We start from the raw sequence: 18,844 nt of genomic DNA on the forward strand, positions 1-18,844 counted from the left end.
TTTATTAACATATCATCAATATTGCTCTTTTATATTATTAATAATTCATTACTATCAAAATATTTAAAAGGGAGGCTTTATTATTTCTAAACATCATAGAATACTTTATATCACAAAACAGAATAGTATCTTTGCTGCCTGATACCAAATACATAAAATGGCACCAGTAGTTTCAGGATTTTCTAAGCTTTCCAAATCTGATAAAATCAAATGGTTAGCTGAGCATCATTTTAACAATGATAAAAATGCAATTGTCACACTTCAACGATATTGGAACTCAGACAATGTACTCCAGCAGTTACACGATGAGTTTACAGAAAATACTATTTCAAATTATTATTTACCTTTTTCGGTAGCACCCAACTTCTTGATTAATGGCAATCGTTATACCATACCAATGGCCATAGAAGAAAGCTCTGTGGTAGCAGCAGCTAGTAAAGCCGCTAAATTCTGGCAGAACAAAGGTGGTTTTAAAGCAGAAGTTTTATCTACATTAAAAGTAGGTCAGGTCCATTTTAGTTATAAAGGAGATTTTAAGAAATTAAACAATTTCTTTAGCCAGATAAAAAAAGAATTGATCTCTTCGGTAACTTCGATCACCCGAAATATGGAAAAACGTGGTGGTGGTGTTAGAGCAATAGAATTACGAGATAAAACTGGTGATATTGAAAATTATTATCAATTACATTGCACCTTTGAAACTGTAGATGCTATGGGCGCAAATTTTATCAACTCATGTTTAGAACAATTTGCTAAGACTCTTTTATCAAAAGCAAACGAACACGAAGCTTTCTCCAGTAAAGAAAAGGATATAGAGATTATTATGAGTATCCTCTCCAATTATGTTCCAGAATGTACTGTAAAAGCACAGGTTTCTTGCCCTATCGATCAATTACCTGGTACAGAAGAATTATCTTCTCTTCAATATGCTCAAAAGTTTGTTAGAGCAGTTCGAGTTGCTCAAGTAGAACCTTATCGCGCTGTAACTCATAATAAAGGAATCATGAATGGTATAGATGCTGTGGTACTGGCGACCGGAAATGATTTTAGAGCTATCGAAGCCGGGGCACATGCTTATGCTTCCAGAGGAGGAAAATACTCAAGTCTTACAGATGCTAAGATTGAAGATAATATTTTCACTTTTTCTATAGAAATCCCATTAGCTCTAGGAACCGTTGGCGGACTTACATCACTTCATCCATTAGTAAAGCTTGCTCTGCAGTTGCTTGGAAATCCTAATGCCAAAAAACTAATGGAAATTACAGCAGTTGCCGGATTAGCACAAAATTTTGCAGCAATTAATTCTTTAATTACTACCGGAATTCAACAAGGACACATGAAAATGCATCTGATGAATATTCTAAATCAATTTGGAGCTACAGAAAATGAAAAAGAGCAACTAGTAGAATATTTCAAAACCAATACCGTTACTCATGGCGAAGTGGTTACACAAATAGAGAAATTAAGACAATAACAAAATCTATACATGAAAGTAAAGTTTTTTTTAAAACACTTTATAATAATATCGGTCTCGCTTTTTATTATAAACTTCTTAGTTTACTATTTGATTTTTGATAGCATTGTTATTTTTCAAACTATTATTTCGACATTCATTACAGGTATATTATTATCTTTCGCTTTTACATATGCCAACAGTCATAATTTGAAACCCTAAAATAATTTCAATTTAAATTCATGAAAACATCCTACTATAGTCATGGTAAACTTTTATTAACTGGTGAATACTTAGTGCTTGATGGCGTTCAAGCACTGGCAATACCCACTAAAAAAGGACAATGGCTACTAGTTGAAGAAAATAATTCTGAAATAATCCACTGGAAAAGTCTTGATGAAAAAGGCAATTGCTGGTTTGAGGCTAATTTTCAATTTCAAAATGATGTTTTTACCCAAACAGACTCTAATGACACAACAGTATCTGAGGTTTCAGAAACATTGTTGAAAATATTAAACACCGCAAAACAACTAAACCCAAATCTTATCTCCTCTCAAAAAGGATATACAATAACAACAAAACTTGAATTTGATCGGGATTGGGGATTAGGATCATCATCAACAGTTATTAATAATATCGCTCAGTGGGCAGAAATAAATGCCTTTGAGTTACTTGAAAAAAGTTTTGGAGGTAGTGGTTATGATGTTGCCTGTGCCCACAACAATACCCCCATACTTTATAAGCGAAATAATTTTACTCCCTTGGTCAAAAAAGTAGATTTTGACCCTCCTTTTAAGGAAAATCTATTCTTTGTTCATCTTAACAAAAAACAAAGTAGTTCAGCATCTATAAAGCATTACCAATCTTTACCGTTAAAAGATTTTGACAAAGCTGAAAATGCAATTAATGATATCACAAGTAAACTATTAGAATGTCAGGCTTTAGAAGAATTTAAAACCTTGATCAACAATCACGAAGAAATCATTTCTAAAATAATTAAAACCGAAACAGTAAAATCCAGATTGTTTTCAGACTATTCCGGCAGCGTAAAAAGTCTTGGAGGTTGGGGAGGTGATTTTGTTTTAGTAACTGGCACCTTATCCGATATAACATATTTTAGAAATAAAGGATATCATACAATCATACCTTATCTTGAAATGGTTCTATAGTATTTTATCTACAAGCCTGTATTTCTTAAAATATTAATCTTTCCAAAACAATATCTCCTCAAACCGATGAAAGAACACTCCTAATTGTTCTGTAAAATTAACCTAAGCCAAAAGAGATTCTAATCTCATCAATCCTTCAGGTTTTTTCTCTTAAAATTTATAGCAGAAGGTTATTAAATGATTTTTTATAATCAAAGAATCTTAAAAACAAACCAGATGCTTCCCTGATTAGCAATCATTTAATCTATTTTTAGTTAAATTTAAGTAGTTTTTAAAAGCGCAACAAGCATGATTATAGATAAAAAAGGTAGTGAACAAAAAATACTCGAAGCTGTGGTCATAAGATTTGTAGGTGATTCTGGTGATGGAATGCAGCTAACAGGAACTCAATTTTCTGATACTTCAGCTATGTTCGGAAATGATGTTGCTACTTTTCCTAACTATCCTGCTGAGATCCGTGCTCCTCAAGGAAGTTTATATGGAGTATCTGGCTTTCAAGTTCATATTGGTAGTGTTGAAATCACTACGCCTGGAGATAATGTAGATTTATTAGTAGCTATGAATCCTGCCGGTTTAAAAACCAATCTGCATGCGCTTAAACCCGGCCATACTATCATCGTAGATACTGATGCTTTCAACAAAAAAAATCTACAAAAAGCGCAATACCTATCCAACCCTCTGGAAGATGGGAGTTTAGAAAATTATCGGGTTATCGAGGTAACCATGACCTCATTAACCAAAGAGACGCTAAAAGATATCAAAGGTCTTGAGAATAAAAGTATCACTCGAAGCAAAAATATGTTTGCTTTAGGAATGGTTTATTGGATGTATAATCGCTCAAAAGAGTATACTATTGATTTTTTTAATAAAAAATTTAAATCAAAACCTGAGATTATAGAGGCCAACACCAAAGTTTTAAATGCGGGTTACTTTTTTGCCGAAACTTTAGAACTGATTCCGAATGCATATACTATAGCTCCTGCAAAAATGAATCCTGGAACTTATAGAATTATACGAGGTAATACCGCTACCGCATGGGGGTTTTTGGCCGCAGCCGAAAAATCTAATCTAGAGTTATTCTTAGGGTCATACCCTATTACTCCCGCTTCAGATATTTTACACGAATTAGCAAAACATAAACACTTTGGGGTAAAAACACTACAAGCCGAAGATGAGATTGCCGGAATCACCTCTGCAATTGGCGCTTCTTTTGCGGGCAACTTAGCTATTACAACTACCTCAGGACCAGGATTAGCTTTGAAAGGAGAAGCTTTAGGGCTAGCTTTAATGACAGAATTACCTCTTGTAGTTGTTAATGTACAACGAGGTGGTCCTTCTACGGGCTTACCTACCAAAACAGAACAATCTGATTTACTTCAAGCCATGTACGGAAGAAATGGTGAAAGTCCAATCATTGTAATTGCCGCCAGCACGCCAAGTAACTGTTTTGACTTTGCTTATCAAGCTGCAAAACTTACACTAGAACATATGACTCCCGTATTATTATTAAGTGATGGTTATATAGCTAATGGTTCTGCTCCCTGGAAAATCAGAACCGTATCAGATATGCCCAAAATCAAAAGTAATATTACTCATGAAATTCCTGAAAATTGGCATCCATATCATAGAGATTCAGAAACATTAGCTCGAAACTGGGCTATTCCTGGAACCAAAGGATTGGAGCACAGAATTGGCGGGTTAGAAAAGGATAGTTCTACTGGTAACGTTTCTTATGTTCCAGAAAACCACGAATACATGACCAAAATAAGAGCAGAAAAAATCAAACGAGTTCAAAATTATATTCCCGATTTAAAAATTGAATTTGCCAACGCAGGGGATTTATTGGTTATTGGTTGGGGAGGAACCTATGGTTCTTTATACTCTGCAGTAAAATTGTTACAGGAAGAAGGAAATACCGGTATTGGGTTTGCTCATTTTAACTATATAAACCCTTTACCTAAAAACACAGAAAATATACTATCAAAATTCAAAAAAATTATTGTTTGCGAATTAAACAACGGACAATTTGTTAAGATCCTCAAAGCAAACTTTCAAAACTTTAACATTACTCAATTTAATAAAATACAAGGATTACCTTTTGGAAGCAAAGAACTTGTTCAAAAATTCAAACAATTCATATAGTTATGGCTGTTACAGAAAAATATACATTTAAAGATTTTGCAAGTGATCAAGAAGTACGATGGTGTCCCGGATGTGATGATTATGTGATTTTAAACGCGATGCAAAAAGCACTTCCTGAAATAGGTGTTAAAAAAGAAGATATTGTCTTTGTTTCTGGAATTGGCTGCTCCTCGCGTTTTCCTTATTATATGAATACTTATGGTATGCACAGTATTCATGGTAGAGCTCCTGCAATTGCAACAGGTATTAAACTCTCTAACCCTAATTTAAGTGTATGGGTAATTACTGGGGATGGTGATGCTATGGCCATAGGCGGAAATCATTTCATTCATTTATTAAGAAGAAATGTTGATTTAAATGTAATACTATTTAATAATGAAATCTACGGTTTAACCAAAGGACAGTTTTCACCCACATCTCTTGTTGGGCAAAAAACTAAATCTTCTCCCTACGGTAATACACAACCGCCTTTTTCTGTTGGAGAACTTGCCATAGGAGCACAAGCCCGTTTTATGGCCAGAGTTGCAGGGAACACCCCAAAAGAGATGACCCAAATATTTATTGAAGCTGAAAGATTTAAAGGAACTTCGTTAATTGAAATATTACAAAACTGTCCAATTTTTAATGATGGCTGTTTTTCTAAATATACCGATAAAAAGGTTCGAGAAGATAATCAACTTTTTGTCGAACACGGAAAACCCATGATCTTTGGAAAAGAACAAAATAAAGGTCTTGTACTAAACGGTTTAAAATTAGAGGTTGTCATCATTGGAGAAAACGGAATTAACGAAGAAGATATTCTGATTCACAATGCCAAGGAACCGGATCCAACTCTACATCAAATGTTAGTGAGATTAAAAAATCCTTTAGTCACAGGGATAATAAGAAGTGTTGATGACATCACCTTAGAAGAACGTGAATATGAACAAATAAATAAGGTTAAAGCAAATTCACGTTTCACCAAAACTGATGACTTATTTTTTTCTGGAGAAACATATGAAATAAAATAATGATCCATTAAAAAACAAGCCCTCTTTACATAATTTTAGATAGAAAATATTTATTGTAAAAAGAAAATCCTACAAAGCATTTAAAACCTTGTAGGACTTTATATATTAATAAAGAATTAGATTTATTTAAAAAAATCTATAATTCTAATGCTTTAGTTACATTATTATCCATTAATAATTCTTCTGGATTTTCAAGTGCTTCTTTTACTGCAACTAAGAACCCAACAGACTCTTTACCATCAATGATTCTGTGATCATAAGATAATGCTACATACATAATAGGAGCCACTACAATCTGACCATCTCTTACAATAGGTCTTTCTACAATATTATGCATCCCAAGTATTGCACTTTGAGGCGGGTTTATAATTGGTGTAGATAACATACTACCAAAAACACCTCCATTAGTTATCGTAAAAGTTCCTCCAGTCATTTCATCTACTGTTATTTGACCTTCACGAGCTCTGATAGCAAGTCTTTTTACTTCAGACTCCACACCTCTAAAACTTAAATTCTCTGCGTTTCTAATTACAGGAACCATTAATCCCTTTGGTCCAGAAACTGCGATACTAATATCTTGAAAATCGTAAGAAATCATCTCTTTCCCATCGATCATAGAATTCACCGCTGGAAACATTTGTAATGCCCTTACACAAGCTAAAGTAAAGAAAGACATAAATCCTAGACCTACTCCGTGCTTTGCTTTAAACGTTTCTTTATACTGACTTCTCAGGTCAAAAATTGGTTGCATATCAACTTCATTAAAAGTGGTAAGCATTGCCGTTTCGTTTTTAACTGAAACTAAACGTTCTGCCACTTTACGACGAAGCATTGATAGCTTTTTACGAGATTCTCCTCTACTACTTGTTCCAGGAGTTCCCATTGATGGTTTTGCATCAATAGCATCTGCCTTAGTAATTCGTCCGTCTTTTCCTGTTCCCTTTACTTGAGAAGCATCAATTCCTTTTTCTGCTAACACTTTTTTAGCAGCAGGAGAAGCTGTTCCAGTAGCGTAGGTTTCTGTTTTAACAGGTGCTGGAGCTGGAGCTTCTTCTTTTTTCTCTTCTACTTTTGGGGATTCTTCTGATGATGCAGATGCTCCATCAGGTTTAGCTGCATCAGTATCGATAAGACATACTACCTGACCTACTGCGACTGCATCTCCTTCTTCAGCCTTAAGTGTAATAATTCCACTAGCCTCAGCAGGTAATTCTAGTGTTGCTTTATCACTATCTACTTCTGCAATTGCTTGATCTTTTTCTACATAATCACCGTCTTCTACAAGCCATTGAGCAATTTCTACTTCTGTAATGGACTCTCCCGGTGATGGGACTTTCATTTCTAAAGCCATAATTCTAAGTTTATACTTTATATCACTTTCGTGAAAATATTGCTAATATATAGTTATTTTTTACTTCTTTCTTCTCCTTTGATTGTCTAGTGTTTTATCAAACACATAATCGATAACTTCCTGATGTCTTCTTTTGGACCTTGTTGCACTTCCTGCCGCAGGAGCTCCATAAGGTCGTCTACTCGCAAATCTAAATGTTTTTGCATCATCATAATGCATTAGAATATGACTAAGAGCTCCCATATTTCTAGGTTCTTCTTGCGCCCATACCACTTCTTCTGCATTATATTTCTTTATGATTGCATCCATTTCTTTTGCAGGCAAAGGAAACAATTGTTCTATTCGTACTAAAGCAACATCTTTTCTATCAAACTCTTCTTTCTTGTCAAGTAAATCATAATAAAATTTACCTGTACAGAAAACCAATGTTTTTACATCTTTTGCTTTGGCTGCAGAATCGTCAATAACTGTTTGAAAACTACCGTTAGTAAATTCTTCAACAGAAGACACTACTCTTTTATCTCTTAATAAACTCTTAGGTGTAAATACAACTAAAGGTTTACGATAATTCGCTTTCATTTGCCTTCTTAACAGGTGAAACATATTTGCAGGAGTAGTAACATCGGCTACAAACATATTATCTTTTGCACAAAGCTGTAAATATCTTTCCATACGAGCAGAAGAGTGCTCTGCTCCTTGTCCTTCATATCCATGAGGCAATAACATAACGATTCCGTTCTGCAATTTCCACTTATCTTCTGCAGAAGAAATATATTGATCGATCATGATTTGAGCTCCGTTACCAAAATCTCCAAATTGTGCTTCCCAAATCGCAAGAGTTTTTGGACTTGCCATTGCATATCCGTAGTCAAATCCTAAAACACCATACTCAGATAATAATGAATTGTATATATAAAAGTCTCCTTGCTCTCCTTTTAAACTGTTTAGCAATAAAACTTCTTCTTCACTATCCTCTACTTTAATAACTGCGTGTCTATGAGAAAATGTACCTCTTTCTACATCCTGACCACTCATACGCACATCATATCCTTCTTTTAATAAAGAACCATATGCCAGTAATTCTCCCATAGCCCAATCCAATTGATCTCTTTCAAAGAATTGACTATTACGATCATTTACTACTCTCTCTATTTTACGTAAGAATTTTTTATCTTCAGGAAGCTTTGTAATCACCTCAGCAATTTCTGTAAGCTCTTTTTTTGGATACGAAGTATCTACTACCTCCATCATTTCATCTTCCTGCACTCTGTTAAAGCCTATCCATTCATTATGCATAAATGGAGTAATAACTGTTTTCTCTTGCTTACGAGAATCCTCTAATTCTTCCTCTAATGATGCTTTATATTCTTTTTCAAGATTCTTAACATATTGTGCGTCTATTATACCTTCTGCAATTAGTTTTTCTGCATAAATATCTCTTGGATTCTTATGCTTTGCTATTGCTTTATAAAGTTTTGGTTGTGTAAAACGAGGTTCATCTCCTTCATTATGCCCGTATTTACGATATCCCAATAGATCTATAAATACATCTCTTTTAAAAGTCATTCTAAAATCCAATGCAAAATTTGCTGCATGCACTACAGCTTCTGCATCGTCTGAATTAACATGTAGTACTGGTGACAAAGTAACTTTTCCTATATCTGTACAATATGTCGACGAACGAGCATCCAGATAATTAGTGGTAAATCCTATTTGATTATTCACAACAATATGAATAGTTCCTCCTGTTTTGTATCCATCGAGTTGTGCCATTTGCACTATTTCATACACTAATCCCTGACCAGCAACAGCTGCATCTCCATGAACTACAATCGGTAATACTTGTGAAGCATTATCCTTATAATGTCTATCTTGTTTAGCTCTTGTAATCCCTTCAACGACTGCGCCTACTGTTTCCAAATGTGATGGATTAGGTGCAATATTCATATTTATAGCCTTACCAGTATCTGATTCTCTCTTAGATGTCCAACCAAGATGATACTTTACATCTCCATCAAATACGGCTTCTTCATAATCTTTACCATCAAATTCGCTAAAAATATCTTTAGGACTCTTCCCAAATATATTAGTTAGTGTACTTAATCGACCACGGTGAGCCATCCCCATCACAAATTCTTTTACACCTAGATCCGCTGCCTTTTCGACTAACGCATCCAATGCAGGAATTAACGATTCTCCTCCTTCCAGAGAAAAACGTTTTTGCCCTACATATTTAGTATGCAAAAAACTTTCAAAAGAAACTGCTTGATTTAATTTTTTAAGAATATGCTTTTTTTGATCAGAAGAAAACTTAGTCCTATTGGTATTAAAATTAACCCTTGACTGAATCCATTCTCGTTCTTCAGGATTTCTAATATACATATATTCTATCCCAATAGAATCACAGTAAATTTGCTCTAAATGAACAACAATATTACTTAATGTATTAGGACCAATATCGATAATCTCTCCTGCATTAAAAATAGTGTTAAGATCTGCTTGGCTTAACCCAAAATTTTCTAATGATAATGTTGGATTATACTTTCTTCTATCTCTAACAGGATTCGTTTTTGTAAAAAGATGTCCTCTAGTCCTATAGGCATCGATTAAACGAACTACCTGAAATTCTTTCTGAACATTCTCTGGTACAACAACCGTTTCTCCTGATTCTTTTTCAACATAAATTGTTTCACCTGAATCATCAGCGCTTTCTAGTCCAAAATCGAACCCTTGAAAAAATGCTCTCCAACTTGGTTCTACGCTATCGGGATTTTGCAAATATTGATCATATAAATCTGCAAAAAATGCGGTATTAGCCGCATTCAAAAATGAATATTTATCCATATGTAAGTATTCAACCGTCTTTTTATTATAAAACGTCACAAAAATACAACAATTACAGTATATTAAGTATCGAATTATCTATATTTATTCTAACATTTTTTTATCCTTCTAATAATGAAAGTATATACCGTTCAAAATTCTAAAACTCTTGTATTAGTTCTTTTCATTTTATTTTCCTTACAGAAAGGATTTACACAAGATGAAAATTTTTGGTCCAATGTTAGATTTGGAGGAAATTTGGGTCTAGGATTCACTAATGAAACCTTTAGCGTAGTTGTTGCTCCTTCAGCAATTTATGATTTTAACCAATGGTTTAGCGCTGGAGTAGGACTTAGTTTTGGGTACACAAGTTTTGATGATAAAGATTTTGATGATAAAAGAACCAGTATAAATTATGGAGGTAGTATTATAACTTTATTCAACCCTATCAGAGAACTGCAATTCTCTGCAGAATTTGAAGAAATGGGTGTAAGTCGAGATATTGAAATAGGAAATCAAAGTTTCTCTGATAATTACTGGTATCCTGCTTTGTTTTTGGGTGCTGGTTATAGAGCAGGTTTTGTAAGTTTTGGACTTAGATATGATGTTTTATATGATAGTGACAAAAGTATATATGGTAGTGCTTATGCTCCTTTTGTACGAGTTTTTTTTTAAATATTGTTTCTATACCAGACCTTTTGCCATTCTCTTTTAAGAATTAAATAAGTTACTTGCTTAGTTATATCTACAACATCTTCTGACTTAATATTTTTTACTTCTGTTTCAGAGACATCAACTGCATATAATAAATTTAGATACTCATTAAATGCATATTGTATTTTTCTGACCAACAGATCATGAAGTTTTTCTACCAAATCAACAGGTTTTAGCTCATCTTCAATATCACACTCAATCCCAGCGCGCTTTATATCTTTTTGAAGTTGAGCAAGCAAATGAGGATACAAATCGGATCCAGATATTTTATCTATCCATTGTTGAATGGATATAAGATTATATTTTTCAGACACTTCTATTCATTAAACTTTGACCAAAAAACTTAAGCATATCTTTTTTATCTTCTGAGATTGATAATTCATCTAATGCAGAAAATGCTTCTTTAGTATATTTTTCGATTTCTAATCTGGTTTGTTCTTTTGCGCCAGTGCTTTCAAAAAATTGTTTTACTGTATTTATTTTTTCGGTAGGATCTTCTGGATTTAAAGAAAACAAACCTTCTAATTGCTTTTGTTCGTCTTTAGAGGCAAATTCTAACGCTTTTAGATATAAAAAAGTTTTCTTGTTTTCTATAATATCACCTCCAACTTGTTTACCAAAAGTTTCTGGATTGCCAAAAGCATCTAAATAATCATCTTGAAGTTGAAAAGCCAATCCTAATAATCTTCCAAAATTATATATTGACGATTTACAATCTTCTGGAGCTTGAGCAACAATAGCTCCCATTTGCATGGCTGCTCCAACAAGAACTGCTGTTTTATACTCAATCATCTTGATATACTCAGGAATAGTAACATCATCTCTAGTCTCAAAATCTATATCATATTGCTGCCCTTCACATACTTCAATAGCTGTTTTAGTAAATAGTGTAGCCAATTCTTTAAAAATATCACCTCCATAATTCTCAAATAATTGATAGGCATTAATCAACATGGCATCACCAGAAAGGATTCCTGTATTGATATCCCATTTTTCATGAACCGTTTCTTTTCCTCTTCTTAAAGGAGCATCATCCATAATATCATCATGAATCAAAGAAAAATTATGAAAAACTTCAATAGCTAAAGCCGCATCAAGAGCTTTTTGATACGATCCCCCAAATATTTCGGAAGTCATTAAAACCAACGTAGGTCTTAAACGTTTTCCACCAAGATTAAGAATATATGAAATAGGTTCATAAAGATTTTTAGGCTCTTTGGTAATATTCTTTTTGGATAAATACTCCAAGAAATACTCCTGATACTCAGAAATTGTATGCACAGTTATTTTTTTGTGCTAAAGTAATCCAAACTTTTTAAAGAACTCTTCTAGAGTCAAAAAAAGAGCTCCTAAAACATACAATAATAAGGATACAGTCAAGAGAATATAACCTCATTTATTTCCTATGTTAAATAATTGTGAAACTTAGGAAACTTTTATTGTTTTTAAAGTTTCCTGTTATACATTTGCACCGAATTTATTTAACCCATAATGAAAGAGAAAATAATTGAGCGAGCTAATGACATGTTTTTAAACCTTGGGTTTAAGAGTGTGACAATGGATGATCTCGCCTCTGAAATGGGAATTTCTAAAAAAACCATTTATACTCATTTTCAGAATAAAACAAAGTTGGTAGAAGCTACTACCAATTACATTTTTTGTAAAATTTCTAACGGTATTGACGACATTTTAAGTGAAAAGAATGAACCTATCGAAGAGTTGTATGCCATCAAGGCATTCGTAATGTTTCATCTCAAAAACGAAAAAACCGCTCCGCAATATCAACTTCAGAAATATTACCCAAAAATACATAGCACTCTTAAAGGAAAACAATTTGATGTAATGCAAGAGTGTGTCATTGAAAATCTGAAAAGAGGTATTCAGAAAGGAGTTTTTAGAGACAATATTAATGTCGAAGTAATTTCAAGATTATATTACATAGGAATGGTCGGAATTAAAGATCAACTCATGTTTCCGATGCAATTTTTTCCTATTACAAAACTAATGGAAGATTATCTCGAATACCACGTTCGAGGTATCGCTACAGAAAAAGGACTTAACATATTAAATAAACTTATTAAAGAGCAGTAAATTATGAGAAACAACCTTTGGTCTTTATGTTTCTACAGCCTATTCACCGTATTTGCTTTTGCCCAGGAAACACCAGTTTCTTCGCAATATTCATTTACGTTGGACGAAGCAATTGAATTTGCTTTAGAAAACAGTTATCAATCAATTAATGCCAGACGTGATGTAGCTAAGGCTATAAAGAGGAAGTGGGAAACAACAGCCACCGGACTTCCACAAATCAGCGCAGTAGCTGATTACCAAAATCAACTTAAACAACCAGTATCATTTATACCTGGAGAATTTACAGGAGGAGAACCAGGAACTTTTACTCCCGTTGTTTTTGGTACTAAGCAACAAGCATCTATTACCGCAACATTGAGGCAGCTCATTTTTGATGGATCATACCTTGTAGGATTAGAAGCCGCTAAAAGTTTTTTACAGTACAGCGATGACTCTGAAGAAAAAGTACAACTCGAAGTTCGTAAAAGTGTTATTAATGCTTATGGAAGTGTTTTAGTGGCACAAGAGAGTGTAAAAATTCTTCAGAATAATAAAGCTGCACTTCAAAAGAATTTTGATGAAACTAAAAAGATTTTTGAAAACGGTCTTAATGAAGAAGAAGATGTAGAACAAATACAAATAACACTACTACAGATCACCAACCAGCTTAATAATGCTGAAAGATTATCAAAAATTGCCTTAGAGATGTTCAATCTTACTATTGGTGTTGATGTAAACTCTGATACAGTTCTATCAAATAATTTAGAAAGCCTAACCGTTAAAAATACAGATCAATCTATTATAGCCAAACCTTTTGTAGCCGAAAATAATATTGATTATAGATTAGGTTACCTACTTACTGAGCAAAGAAGATTAGAGCTAAAACTTGAAAAAAGCAAGGCATTACCTTCGCTATCTGCATTTGTAAATTATGGAACTCAAGCAAATAGCAATTCTTTTACTTTTTTAGATAGTGACCAACAATGGTTTCAATCTTCTGTACTAGGAGTAAGCCTTAATATCCCTATTTTTAGTTCTTTAGGAAGAAGTGCAAAAACCCAACAAGCTAGAATAGCATTTGAGCAAGCAAATACTTCTTTTATAGAAACTCAACAAAGAATAGAACTCAGTTATAATACCGCCATTAGTGATTACCAATTATCATTAGAAAATTTTGAAACAATTAAACAGAATTTATCACTAGCAGAACGTATTGAAAATAAAAACCAAATAAAGTATTCGGAAGGTCTAGCCACCAGTTTTGAGCTCAGACAAGCACAGTTACAACTGTACTCCTCGCAACAAGAGGTTCTTCAAGCTATGCTTGAGATCATAAACAAGAAAGCCGAATTAGAAACGATTTTAAACACACCAAATAATTAAACCACACCCATGAAAAAGATACTTATCATATTATCCGGATCACTTCTCATCATTTCTTGTGGACAAAATAAAACGAAGTCTATAGATACAATTATAGAAGAAGGTAATCTTGATGCTTTACGAACCAAAAGAACAGAGATCGTGGCAGAACAGCAAACCATTGCTGATCAATTAAGTCAATTAGATGAAGCTATAGCCTCTCTTGATACAATAAAAAAACTTCCTCTGGTAACTACAATTACCGCCAAAGACACTATTTTCAATCACTATCTTGAACTTCAGGGTAGCGTAGAAACTAAGCAAAACATTGTATTATATCCAGAGATGGGTGGTGTTCTGACCAATGTATATGTAAAAGAAGGTCAACGTGTATCAAAAGGACAATTACTTGCCAGAATTGATGATGGTGGATTAAGCCAACAATTATCGCAGTTAGAGGTACAAGCACAACTAGCGAAAACCACTTTTGATCGTCAAAAAAGATTATGGGAACAGAAAATAGGATCTGAAATTCAATACTTGCAAGCAAAAGCGAATTATGAAGCTCAAGAGAATGCTGTTAACCAAATTAAAAGACAATTGGCCAAAACTACTGTAACATCACCATTCTCAGGAATAGTAGACGATGTAATTGCAGAACAAGGAAGCGTAGTAGCACCTAGTCAGACCCAATTGATTCGAGTGGTCAATCTTACAAATATGTATATAGAAACCGAAGTACCAGAGAGCTATGTAACCAGCATCACAAATGGTAAAAAGGTAGAAGTATATTTTCCTGTATTAGGTAAAACCGTAGAAACTAAGATAAGACAGGTAGGTAATTATATCAATCCTAATAACAGATCTTTTAAAGTAGAAATAGAAGTTCCTAATAAGGATAGAATTATAAAGCCTAACCTTACAGCCAAGGTTAAGATTAATGATTACACTAATGAAAAAGCAATTCTGATTCCTCAAAATATTCTTTCTGAAAATTCTAATGGTGACCAGTATACCTATGTAACCTCAGAAAAAGATGCTCAAAATGTAGCACAAGCAAAAAGAGTTATCGTAGAAACCGGAAAAACTCAAGGTGATCTTATAGAAATTCTTAACGGAATTAAAAATGGCGATGCACTTATTAGCGAAGGTGCCAGAAGTGTAAGAGATGGTCAAAATGTAGAAATTATAAACTAAGCTCCCTATGAATAACAATAAGAAAAAAGTAGATAAGGAATTTAGATTATCTTCCTGGGCGATAGACAACAAAACTACCGTCTATGTAATGATGGGGATTATTCTGGTTTTGGGATTATCTGCATATTTCTCTATGCCTAGAGAAAACTTTCCTGAAATTAATGAAACCAAAATTTACATAAGTATTCCTTATCCCGGAAATACTTCAGAAGATATCGAAAGATTGATCATAGATCCATTAGAAGATAAACTTAAAAATGTAAGTAATGTAGTCGAAATCCTCTCTACTTCTCAAGAAGATTATGGTATCATTACCGTAGAATTTGACGAAGAGCTTTCTGTGCCCGAAGCTAAGCAAAAGGTAAAAGATGAAGTAGATTCTGAGAAAGCCAATGAAGATTGGCCTACATTTAATGGTGCTAAAGTAGAACCTAATGTTTTTGATCTTAGTATTTCTGAGGAAACTCCGATTATGAACATCAATATTACCGGAGATTATCCTGTTGAAAAATTAAAAGAGTATGCAGAGTATCTTGAGGATGAAATAGGAGATCTTCCCGAAATTAAAAAAGCAGATATCCGTGGAGCTCAAGAAAAAGAAGTTGAAGTTGCTGTAGATATCTATAAAATGATGGCTGCCAAGGTTAGTTTTGATGATGTAATCAACACTATCCGTAACGGAAACATGACTATGTCTGCCGGAAACATGATTACAAGTGGACAACGCCGTACTATAAGAATTCTTGGAGAGATCAATCGCCCTTCTCAATTAGATGACTTTGTAGTTAAGTCTCAAAATGGAGCCGTTTATTTACGAGATATTGCCAAAGTAACTTTTAAAGAAGAAGACAAAACTACTTATGCCAGAGAATATGGTAAAAGTGTGGTGATGTTAGATGTAAAAAAACGATCTGGTAAAAACATGATCGAAGCAGTTGAAAAAATTAATGTTATTCTTGAAGATGCCGAAGAAAATGTATTTCCAAAGGATCTGGAAATCAGTGTTGCTAACGATCAATCTGCTAAAACCGAAAATCAGGTAAGTGATCTGGTAAACAATATCATTTTTGGTATTATCCTGGTAGTAGGAGTATTAATGTTCTTCTTAGGATTCAGAAACGCATTATTCGTAGGATTCGCAATACCCATGTCTATGTTTATGTCCTTTATGATCTTATCAGCACTTGGATATACAATGAATACAATGATTCTATTTGCGCTGATTATGGGATTAGGAATGCTTGTAGATAATGGTATTGTTGTTGTCGAAAACGTATTCCGATTGATGGAAGAAGAAGGTATGTCTCGTATCGAAGCTGCCAAAAAAGGGATTGGAGAAATCGCCTTCCCTATCATTATTTCTACCGCAACTACTGTTGCTGCCTTTGTACCTTTAGGTATGTGGCCCGGAGTTATGGGGCAATTTATGATCTATTTCCCTATTACATTATCTGTCGTATTAGGTTCATCACTTTTTGTTGCGATCTTTATCAATTCTATGTTAGTTTCACAATTCATGGAAACTGGCGAAAAAGTTTTGACTCCTAAACAATTGATACGCCTGAGTATAATTTTAGGAGGAGTTGGTACATTTATACTGATTTTTGGAGGACAAGTTCGAGGACTTGGTAGTTTAATGATTGTTACCGCTATCATGTTTTGGATATATAGATATGTACTTAAAGGAGCTGCAAATTTCTTTCAAAGAAGAATTCTGGTTTGGTTAGAAAACAGATATCAACGTTTTTTATCCTTTGCCTTAAAAGGATGGAAAGTCTACGGATTTGTGTTTGGAACAGGAGCTTTATTAATCATTGTGTTTGTTATGTTTTTTGGGTCTATTGCTAGTCAACGTACCAAAGTAGAATTTTTCCCTGATAATAAACCTAATCAGATTATAGTATATGTAGAATATCCGCAAGGAACAGACATTGAAAAAACCAATGCCATCACCAAGGATATTGAACAAAGAGTGTATGCTGTGGTAAATGATTCTGAATATATAGAAGGTGATAATCATAATTTCTTAGTAGAATCTGCAGTATCTCAGGTTGGTGAAGGCGCCGGAAATCCTCAAACCGATGGTGGTAGTAATGCAGAAATGCCACATAGAGCAAAGATTACAGCTACTATGCGAGAATATAAATACAGAAATGGCAAAGATTCTGAAATCCTACGTCAACAAGTTCAGGAATCAGTCAAGGGTATTTATCCTGGTGTAGCAATCTCTGTTGAAAAAGATGCTGTAGGACCTCCTGCAGGATACCCTATCAATATTGAAATCGAAGGACCAGATTATGATGAGTTGATAAGTATTGCAGAAAAAATGCGAAACTTCATCAATGAAAAGAATATTCCTGGGATCGAAGAATTAAAGATCGATGTCAATAAAGGAAAACCTGCAATGCAAGTAGTTGTTGACAGAGAAAAAGCTGGAGAACTTGGTGTTGCTGCGGGTCAGGTAGGCAATCAACTGAGACGATCTATATTTGGAGAAAAAGCAGGTGTGTATAAAAAAGATGGAGAAGATTATGACATCTATGTTCGATTTAATGAAGAAAATAGATATAATACTAGCGCTTTATTTAATCAAAATGTCACTTTTAGAGATCAGGCAAGTGGTCAATTAAAAGAAATACCAGTTTCTGCAGTAGCCTCGCAAAAAAACACCTCTTCTTTTAGTGCTATAAAGCATAATGATACCAAAAGAGTGGTAACTGTTTATTCAGGTTTGCAACCAGGTTTTACAGATGCTGGAGCAATTGTGTCTCAAATTCAAACAGAGATGGCTGGTTTTGAAAAATTACCTAGACGTGTAAAAATTGATTATACCGGACAAATAGAAGAGCAAGGTAAACAAATGGCATTTTTAATGGGTGCTTTCTTTGCCGGGCTTGGATTGATTATGCTACTATTAGTTTTTCAATTTAGTTCTATCTCTAAACCTACCATTATTATGATTGCAATCTTCTTAAGTTTTATTGGTGTGTTTGGAGGAATATTGACTACCGGAGCTTCTTTTGTAATCATGATGACAATGATGGGTATTATATCTCTTGCGGGGATCGTAGTAAACAATGGAGTGGTATTATTAGATTATACACAACTATTGATCGACAGAAAAAAGGTTGAATTAGATGTACCAGAAAATGAGATATTACCTAATGATGAAGTTATGAAAATCATTATCAGAGGTGGTAGAGCCCGTTTACGACCTGTATTGTTAACAGCAATTACCACAGTACTTGGACTGATTCCGCTAGCTATCGGTTTCAACCTGGATTTCTTCTCCTTGTTTAGCACAGGAGATCCTAAAATTTATTTGGGTGGAGACAATGTTATTTTCTGGGGACCATTAGCCTGGACCGTAATCTATGGGTTGATTATAGCTACATTCTTGACTTTAATTATCGTTCCTTGTCTATTCTTTATTGTACATCGAGTAAAGGTTAGGTTCAATAGAAAAAAAGTAGCAAAAGCAACAGTAATTCCTGTTCCTGCCACATAAGTTAATTACAGTTTTATTCATAAAAAAACGCCGCAGAATTGCGGC

The 18,844-nt window shown here is 34.0% G+C and carries 13 protein-coding genes; 9 read left to right on the forward strand and 4 right to left on the reverse strand.

The window, feature by feature from the left end:
• Positions 1 to 157: 157 nt before the first annotated feature.
• The 4 genes from U0D62_RS14555 (at position 158) to U0D62_RS14570 (ending at position 5,774) form a co-directional block, all read left to right on the forward strand.
• Positions 158 to 1,474: a hydroxymethylglutaryl-CoA reductase, degradative gene (locus tag U0D62_RS14555; RefSeq protein ID WP_322288036.1), complete on the forward strand. Its 1,317-nt coding sequence runs from the start codon at positions 158 to 160 to the stop codon at positions 1,472 to 1,474.
• Positions 1,475 to 1,695: 221 nt separating this feature from the next.
• Entirely contained in the window at positions 1,696 to 2,622 is a 927-nt protein-coding gene (locus U0D62_RS14560; protein ID WP_322288037.1) for a GYDIA family GHMP kinase, read from the forward strand.
• Positions 2,623 to 2,910: 288 nt separating this feature from the next.
• Positions 2,911 to 4,764 (forward strand): 2-oxoacid:acceptor oxidoreductase subunit alpha, encoded by a 1,854-nt coding sequence (locus tag U0D62_RS14565; protein ID WP_322288038.1) that lies wholly within the window; start codon positions 2,911 to 2,913, stop codon positions 4,762 to 4,764.
• 2 nt (positions 4,765 to 4,766) lie between these two features.
• The gene (locus U0D62_RS14570) at positions 4,767 to 5,774 is read left to right on the forward strand and encodes a 2-oxoacid:ferredoxin oxidoreductase subunit beta (protein WP_322288039.1); all 1,008 of its coding nucleotides are present in this window, start codon (positions 4,767 to 4,769) and stop codon (positions 5,772 to 5,774) included.
• 136 nt (positions 5,775 to 5,910) lie between these two features.
• Here U0D62_RS14570 and odhB read toward each other — a convergent pair whose 3' ends face one another.
• Positions 5,911 to 7,125: a 2-oxoglutarate dehydrogenase complex dihydrolipoyllysine-residue succinyltransferase gene (odhB, locus tag U0D62_RS14575; RefSeq protein ID WP_322288040.1), complete on the reverse strand. Its 1,215-nt coding sequence runs from the start codon at positions 7,123 to 7,125 to the stop codon at positions 5,911 to 5,913.
• 60 nt (positions 7,126 to 7,185) lie between these two features.
• On the reverse strand, positions 7,186 to 9,969 hold the full coding sequence (locus U0D62_RS14580) for a 2-oxoglutarate dehydrogenase E1 component (protein ID WP_322288041.1): 2,784 nt from the start codon (positions 9,967 to 9,969) through the stop codon (positions 7,186 to 7,188).
• 114 nt (positions 9,970 to 10,083) lie between these two features.
• Between U0D62_RS14580 and U0D62_RS14585 the strand changes: the two genes are divergently transcribed.
• Complete coding sequence (locus tag U0D62_RS14585) at positions 10,084 to 10,623, forward strand: alpha-ketoglutarate decarboxylase (protein ID WP_322288042.1); 540 nt, start codon at positions 10,084 to 10,086, stop codon at positions 10,621 to 10,623.
• On the opposite strand, the gene U0D62_RS14590 is transcribed toward U0D62_RS14585, so the two are convergent.
• A complete protein-coding gene (locus tag U0D62_RS14590; RefSeq protein WP_322288043.1) occupies positions 10,620 to 10,976 on the reverse strand; it encodes a hypothetical protein in 357 nt (118 codons plus the stop codon). The genes U0D62_RS14585 and U0D62_RS14590 overlap by 4 nt on opposite strands.
• Positions 10,969 to 11,943, reverse strand: a complete 975-nt coding sequence (locus tag U0D62_RS14595; protein ID WP_322288044.1) for a polyprenyl synthetase family protein — start codon at positions 11,941 to 11,943, stop codon at positions 10,969 to 10,971. Before U0D62_RS14595 ends, U0D62_RS14590 begins: the two co-directional genes overlap by 8 nt.
• Positions 11,944 to 12,153: 210 nt before the next feature.
• On the opposite strand from U0D62_RS14595, the gene U0D62_RS14600 reads away from it, so the two are divergent.
• From U0D62_RS14600 to U0D62_RS14615, 4 genes are read left to right on the forward strand one after another with little or no spacing between them, the layout of a single operon-like run.
• Positions 12,154 to 12,753 carry a TetR/AcrR family transcriptional regulator gene (locus U0D62_RS14600; protein ID WP_322288045.1) on the forward strand — a complete coding sequence of 200 codons (600 nt, stop codon included), beginning with the start codon at positions 12,154 to 12,156 and terminating at the stop codon, positions 12,751 to 12,753.
• 3 nt (positions 12,754 to 12,756) lie between these two features.
• On the forward strand, positions 12,757 to 14,115 hold the full coding sequence (locus tag U0D62_RS14605; protein ID WP_322288046.1) for a TolC family protein: 1,359 nt from the start codon (positions 12,757 to 12,759) through the stop codon (positions 14,113 to 14,115).
• A 9-nt stretch (positions 14,116 to 14,124) separates the two neighbouring features.
• On the forward strand, positions 14,125 to 15,291 hold the full coding sequence (locus U0D62_RS14610) for an efflux RND transporter periplasmic adaptor subunit (protein ID WP_322288047.1): 1,167 nt from the start codon (positions 14,125 to 14,127) through the stop codon (positions 15,289 to 15,291).
• A gap of 7 nt (positions 15,292 to 15,298) precedes the next feature.
• Positions 15,299 to 18,799 carry an efflux RND transporter permease subunit gene (locus U0D62_RS14615; RefSeq protein WP_322288048.1) on the forward strand — a complete coding sequence of 1,167 codons (3,501 nt, stop codon included), beginning with the start codon at positions 15,299 to 15,301 and terminating at the stop codon, positions 18,797 to 18,799.
• Positions 18,800 to 18,844 lie beyond the last annotated feature (45 nt).

Origin of the sequence: Aquimarina callyspongiae (assembly GCF_034322225.1) — a bacterium.
In the GTDB taxonomy this organism is placed as follows: Bacteria; Bacteroidota; Bacteroidia; order Flavobacteriales; family Flavobacteriaceae; genus Aquimarina.

What these genes read in the sequence shown, in the direction of transcription:
- U0D62_RS14585 (WP_322288042.1), top strand. Translation starts at nt 10,084, where the DNA reads ATGAAAGTATATACCGTTCAAAATTCTAAAACTCTTGTATTAGTTCTT.
- U0D62_RS14560 (WP_322288037.1), top strand. Translation starts at nt 1,696, where the DNA reads ATGAAAACATCCTACTATAGTCATGGTAAACTTTTATTAACTGGTGAA.
- U0D62_RS14610 (WP_322288047.1), top strand. Translation starts at nt 14,125, where the DNA reads ATGAAAAAGATACTTATCATATTATCCGGATCACTTCTCATCATTTCT.
- U0D62_RS14580 (WP_322288041.1), bottom strand. Translation starts at nt 9,969, where the DNA reads ATGGATAAATATTCATTTTTGAATGCGGCTAATACCGCATTTTTTGCA.
- odhB (WP_322288040.1), bottom strand. Translation starts at nt 7,125, where the DNA reads ATGGCTTTAGAAATGAAAGTCCCATCACCGGGAGAGTCCATTACAGAA.
- U0D62_RS14565 (WP_322288038.1), top strand. Translation starts at nt 2,911, where the DNA reads ATGATTATAGATAAAAAAGGTAGTGAACAAAAAATACTCGAAGCTGTG.
- U0D62_RS14615 (WP_322288048.1), top strand. Translation starts at nt 15,299, where the DNA reads ATGAATAACAATAAGAAAAAAGTAGATAAGGAATTTAGATTATCTTCC.
- U0D62_RS14605 (WP_322288046.1), top strand. Translation starts at nt 12,757, where the DNA reads ATGAGAAACAACCTTTGGTCTTTATGTTTCTACAGCCTATTCACCGTA.
- U0D62_RS14570 (WP_322288039.1), top strand. Translation starts at nt 4,767, where the DNA reads ATGGCTGTTACAGAAAAATATACATTTAAAGATTTTGCAAGTGATCAA.
- U0D62_RS14600 (WP_322288045.1), top strand. Translation starts at nt 12,154, where the DNA reads ATGAAAGAGAAAATAATTGAGCGAGCTAATGACATGTTTTTAAACCTT.
- U0D62_RS14555 (WP_322288036.1), top strand. Translation starts at nt 158, where the DNA reads ATGGCACCAGTAGTTTCAGGATTTTCTAAGCTTTCCAAATCTGATAAA.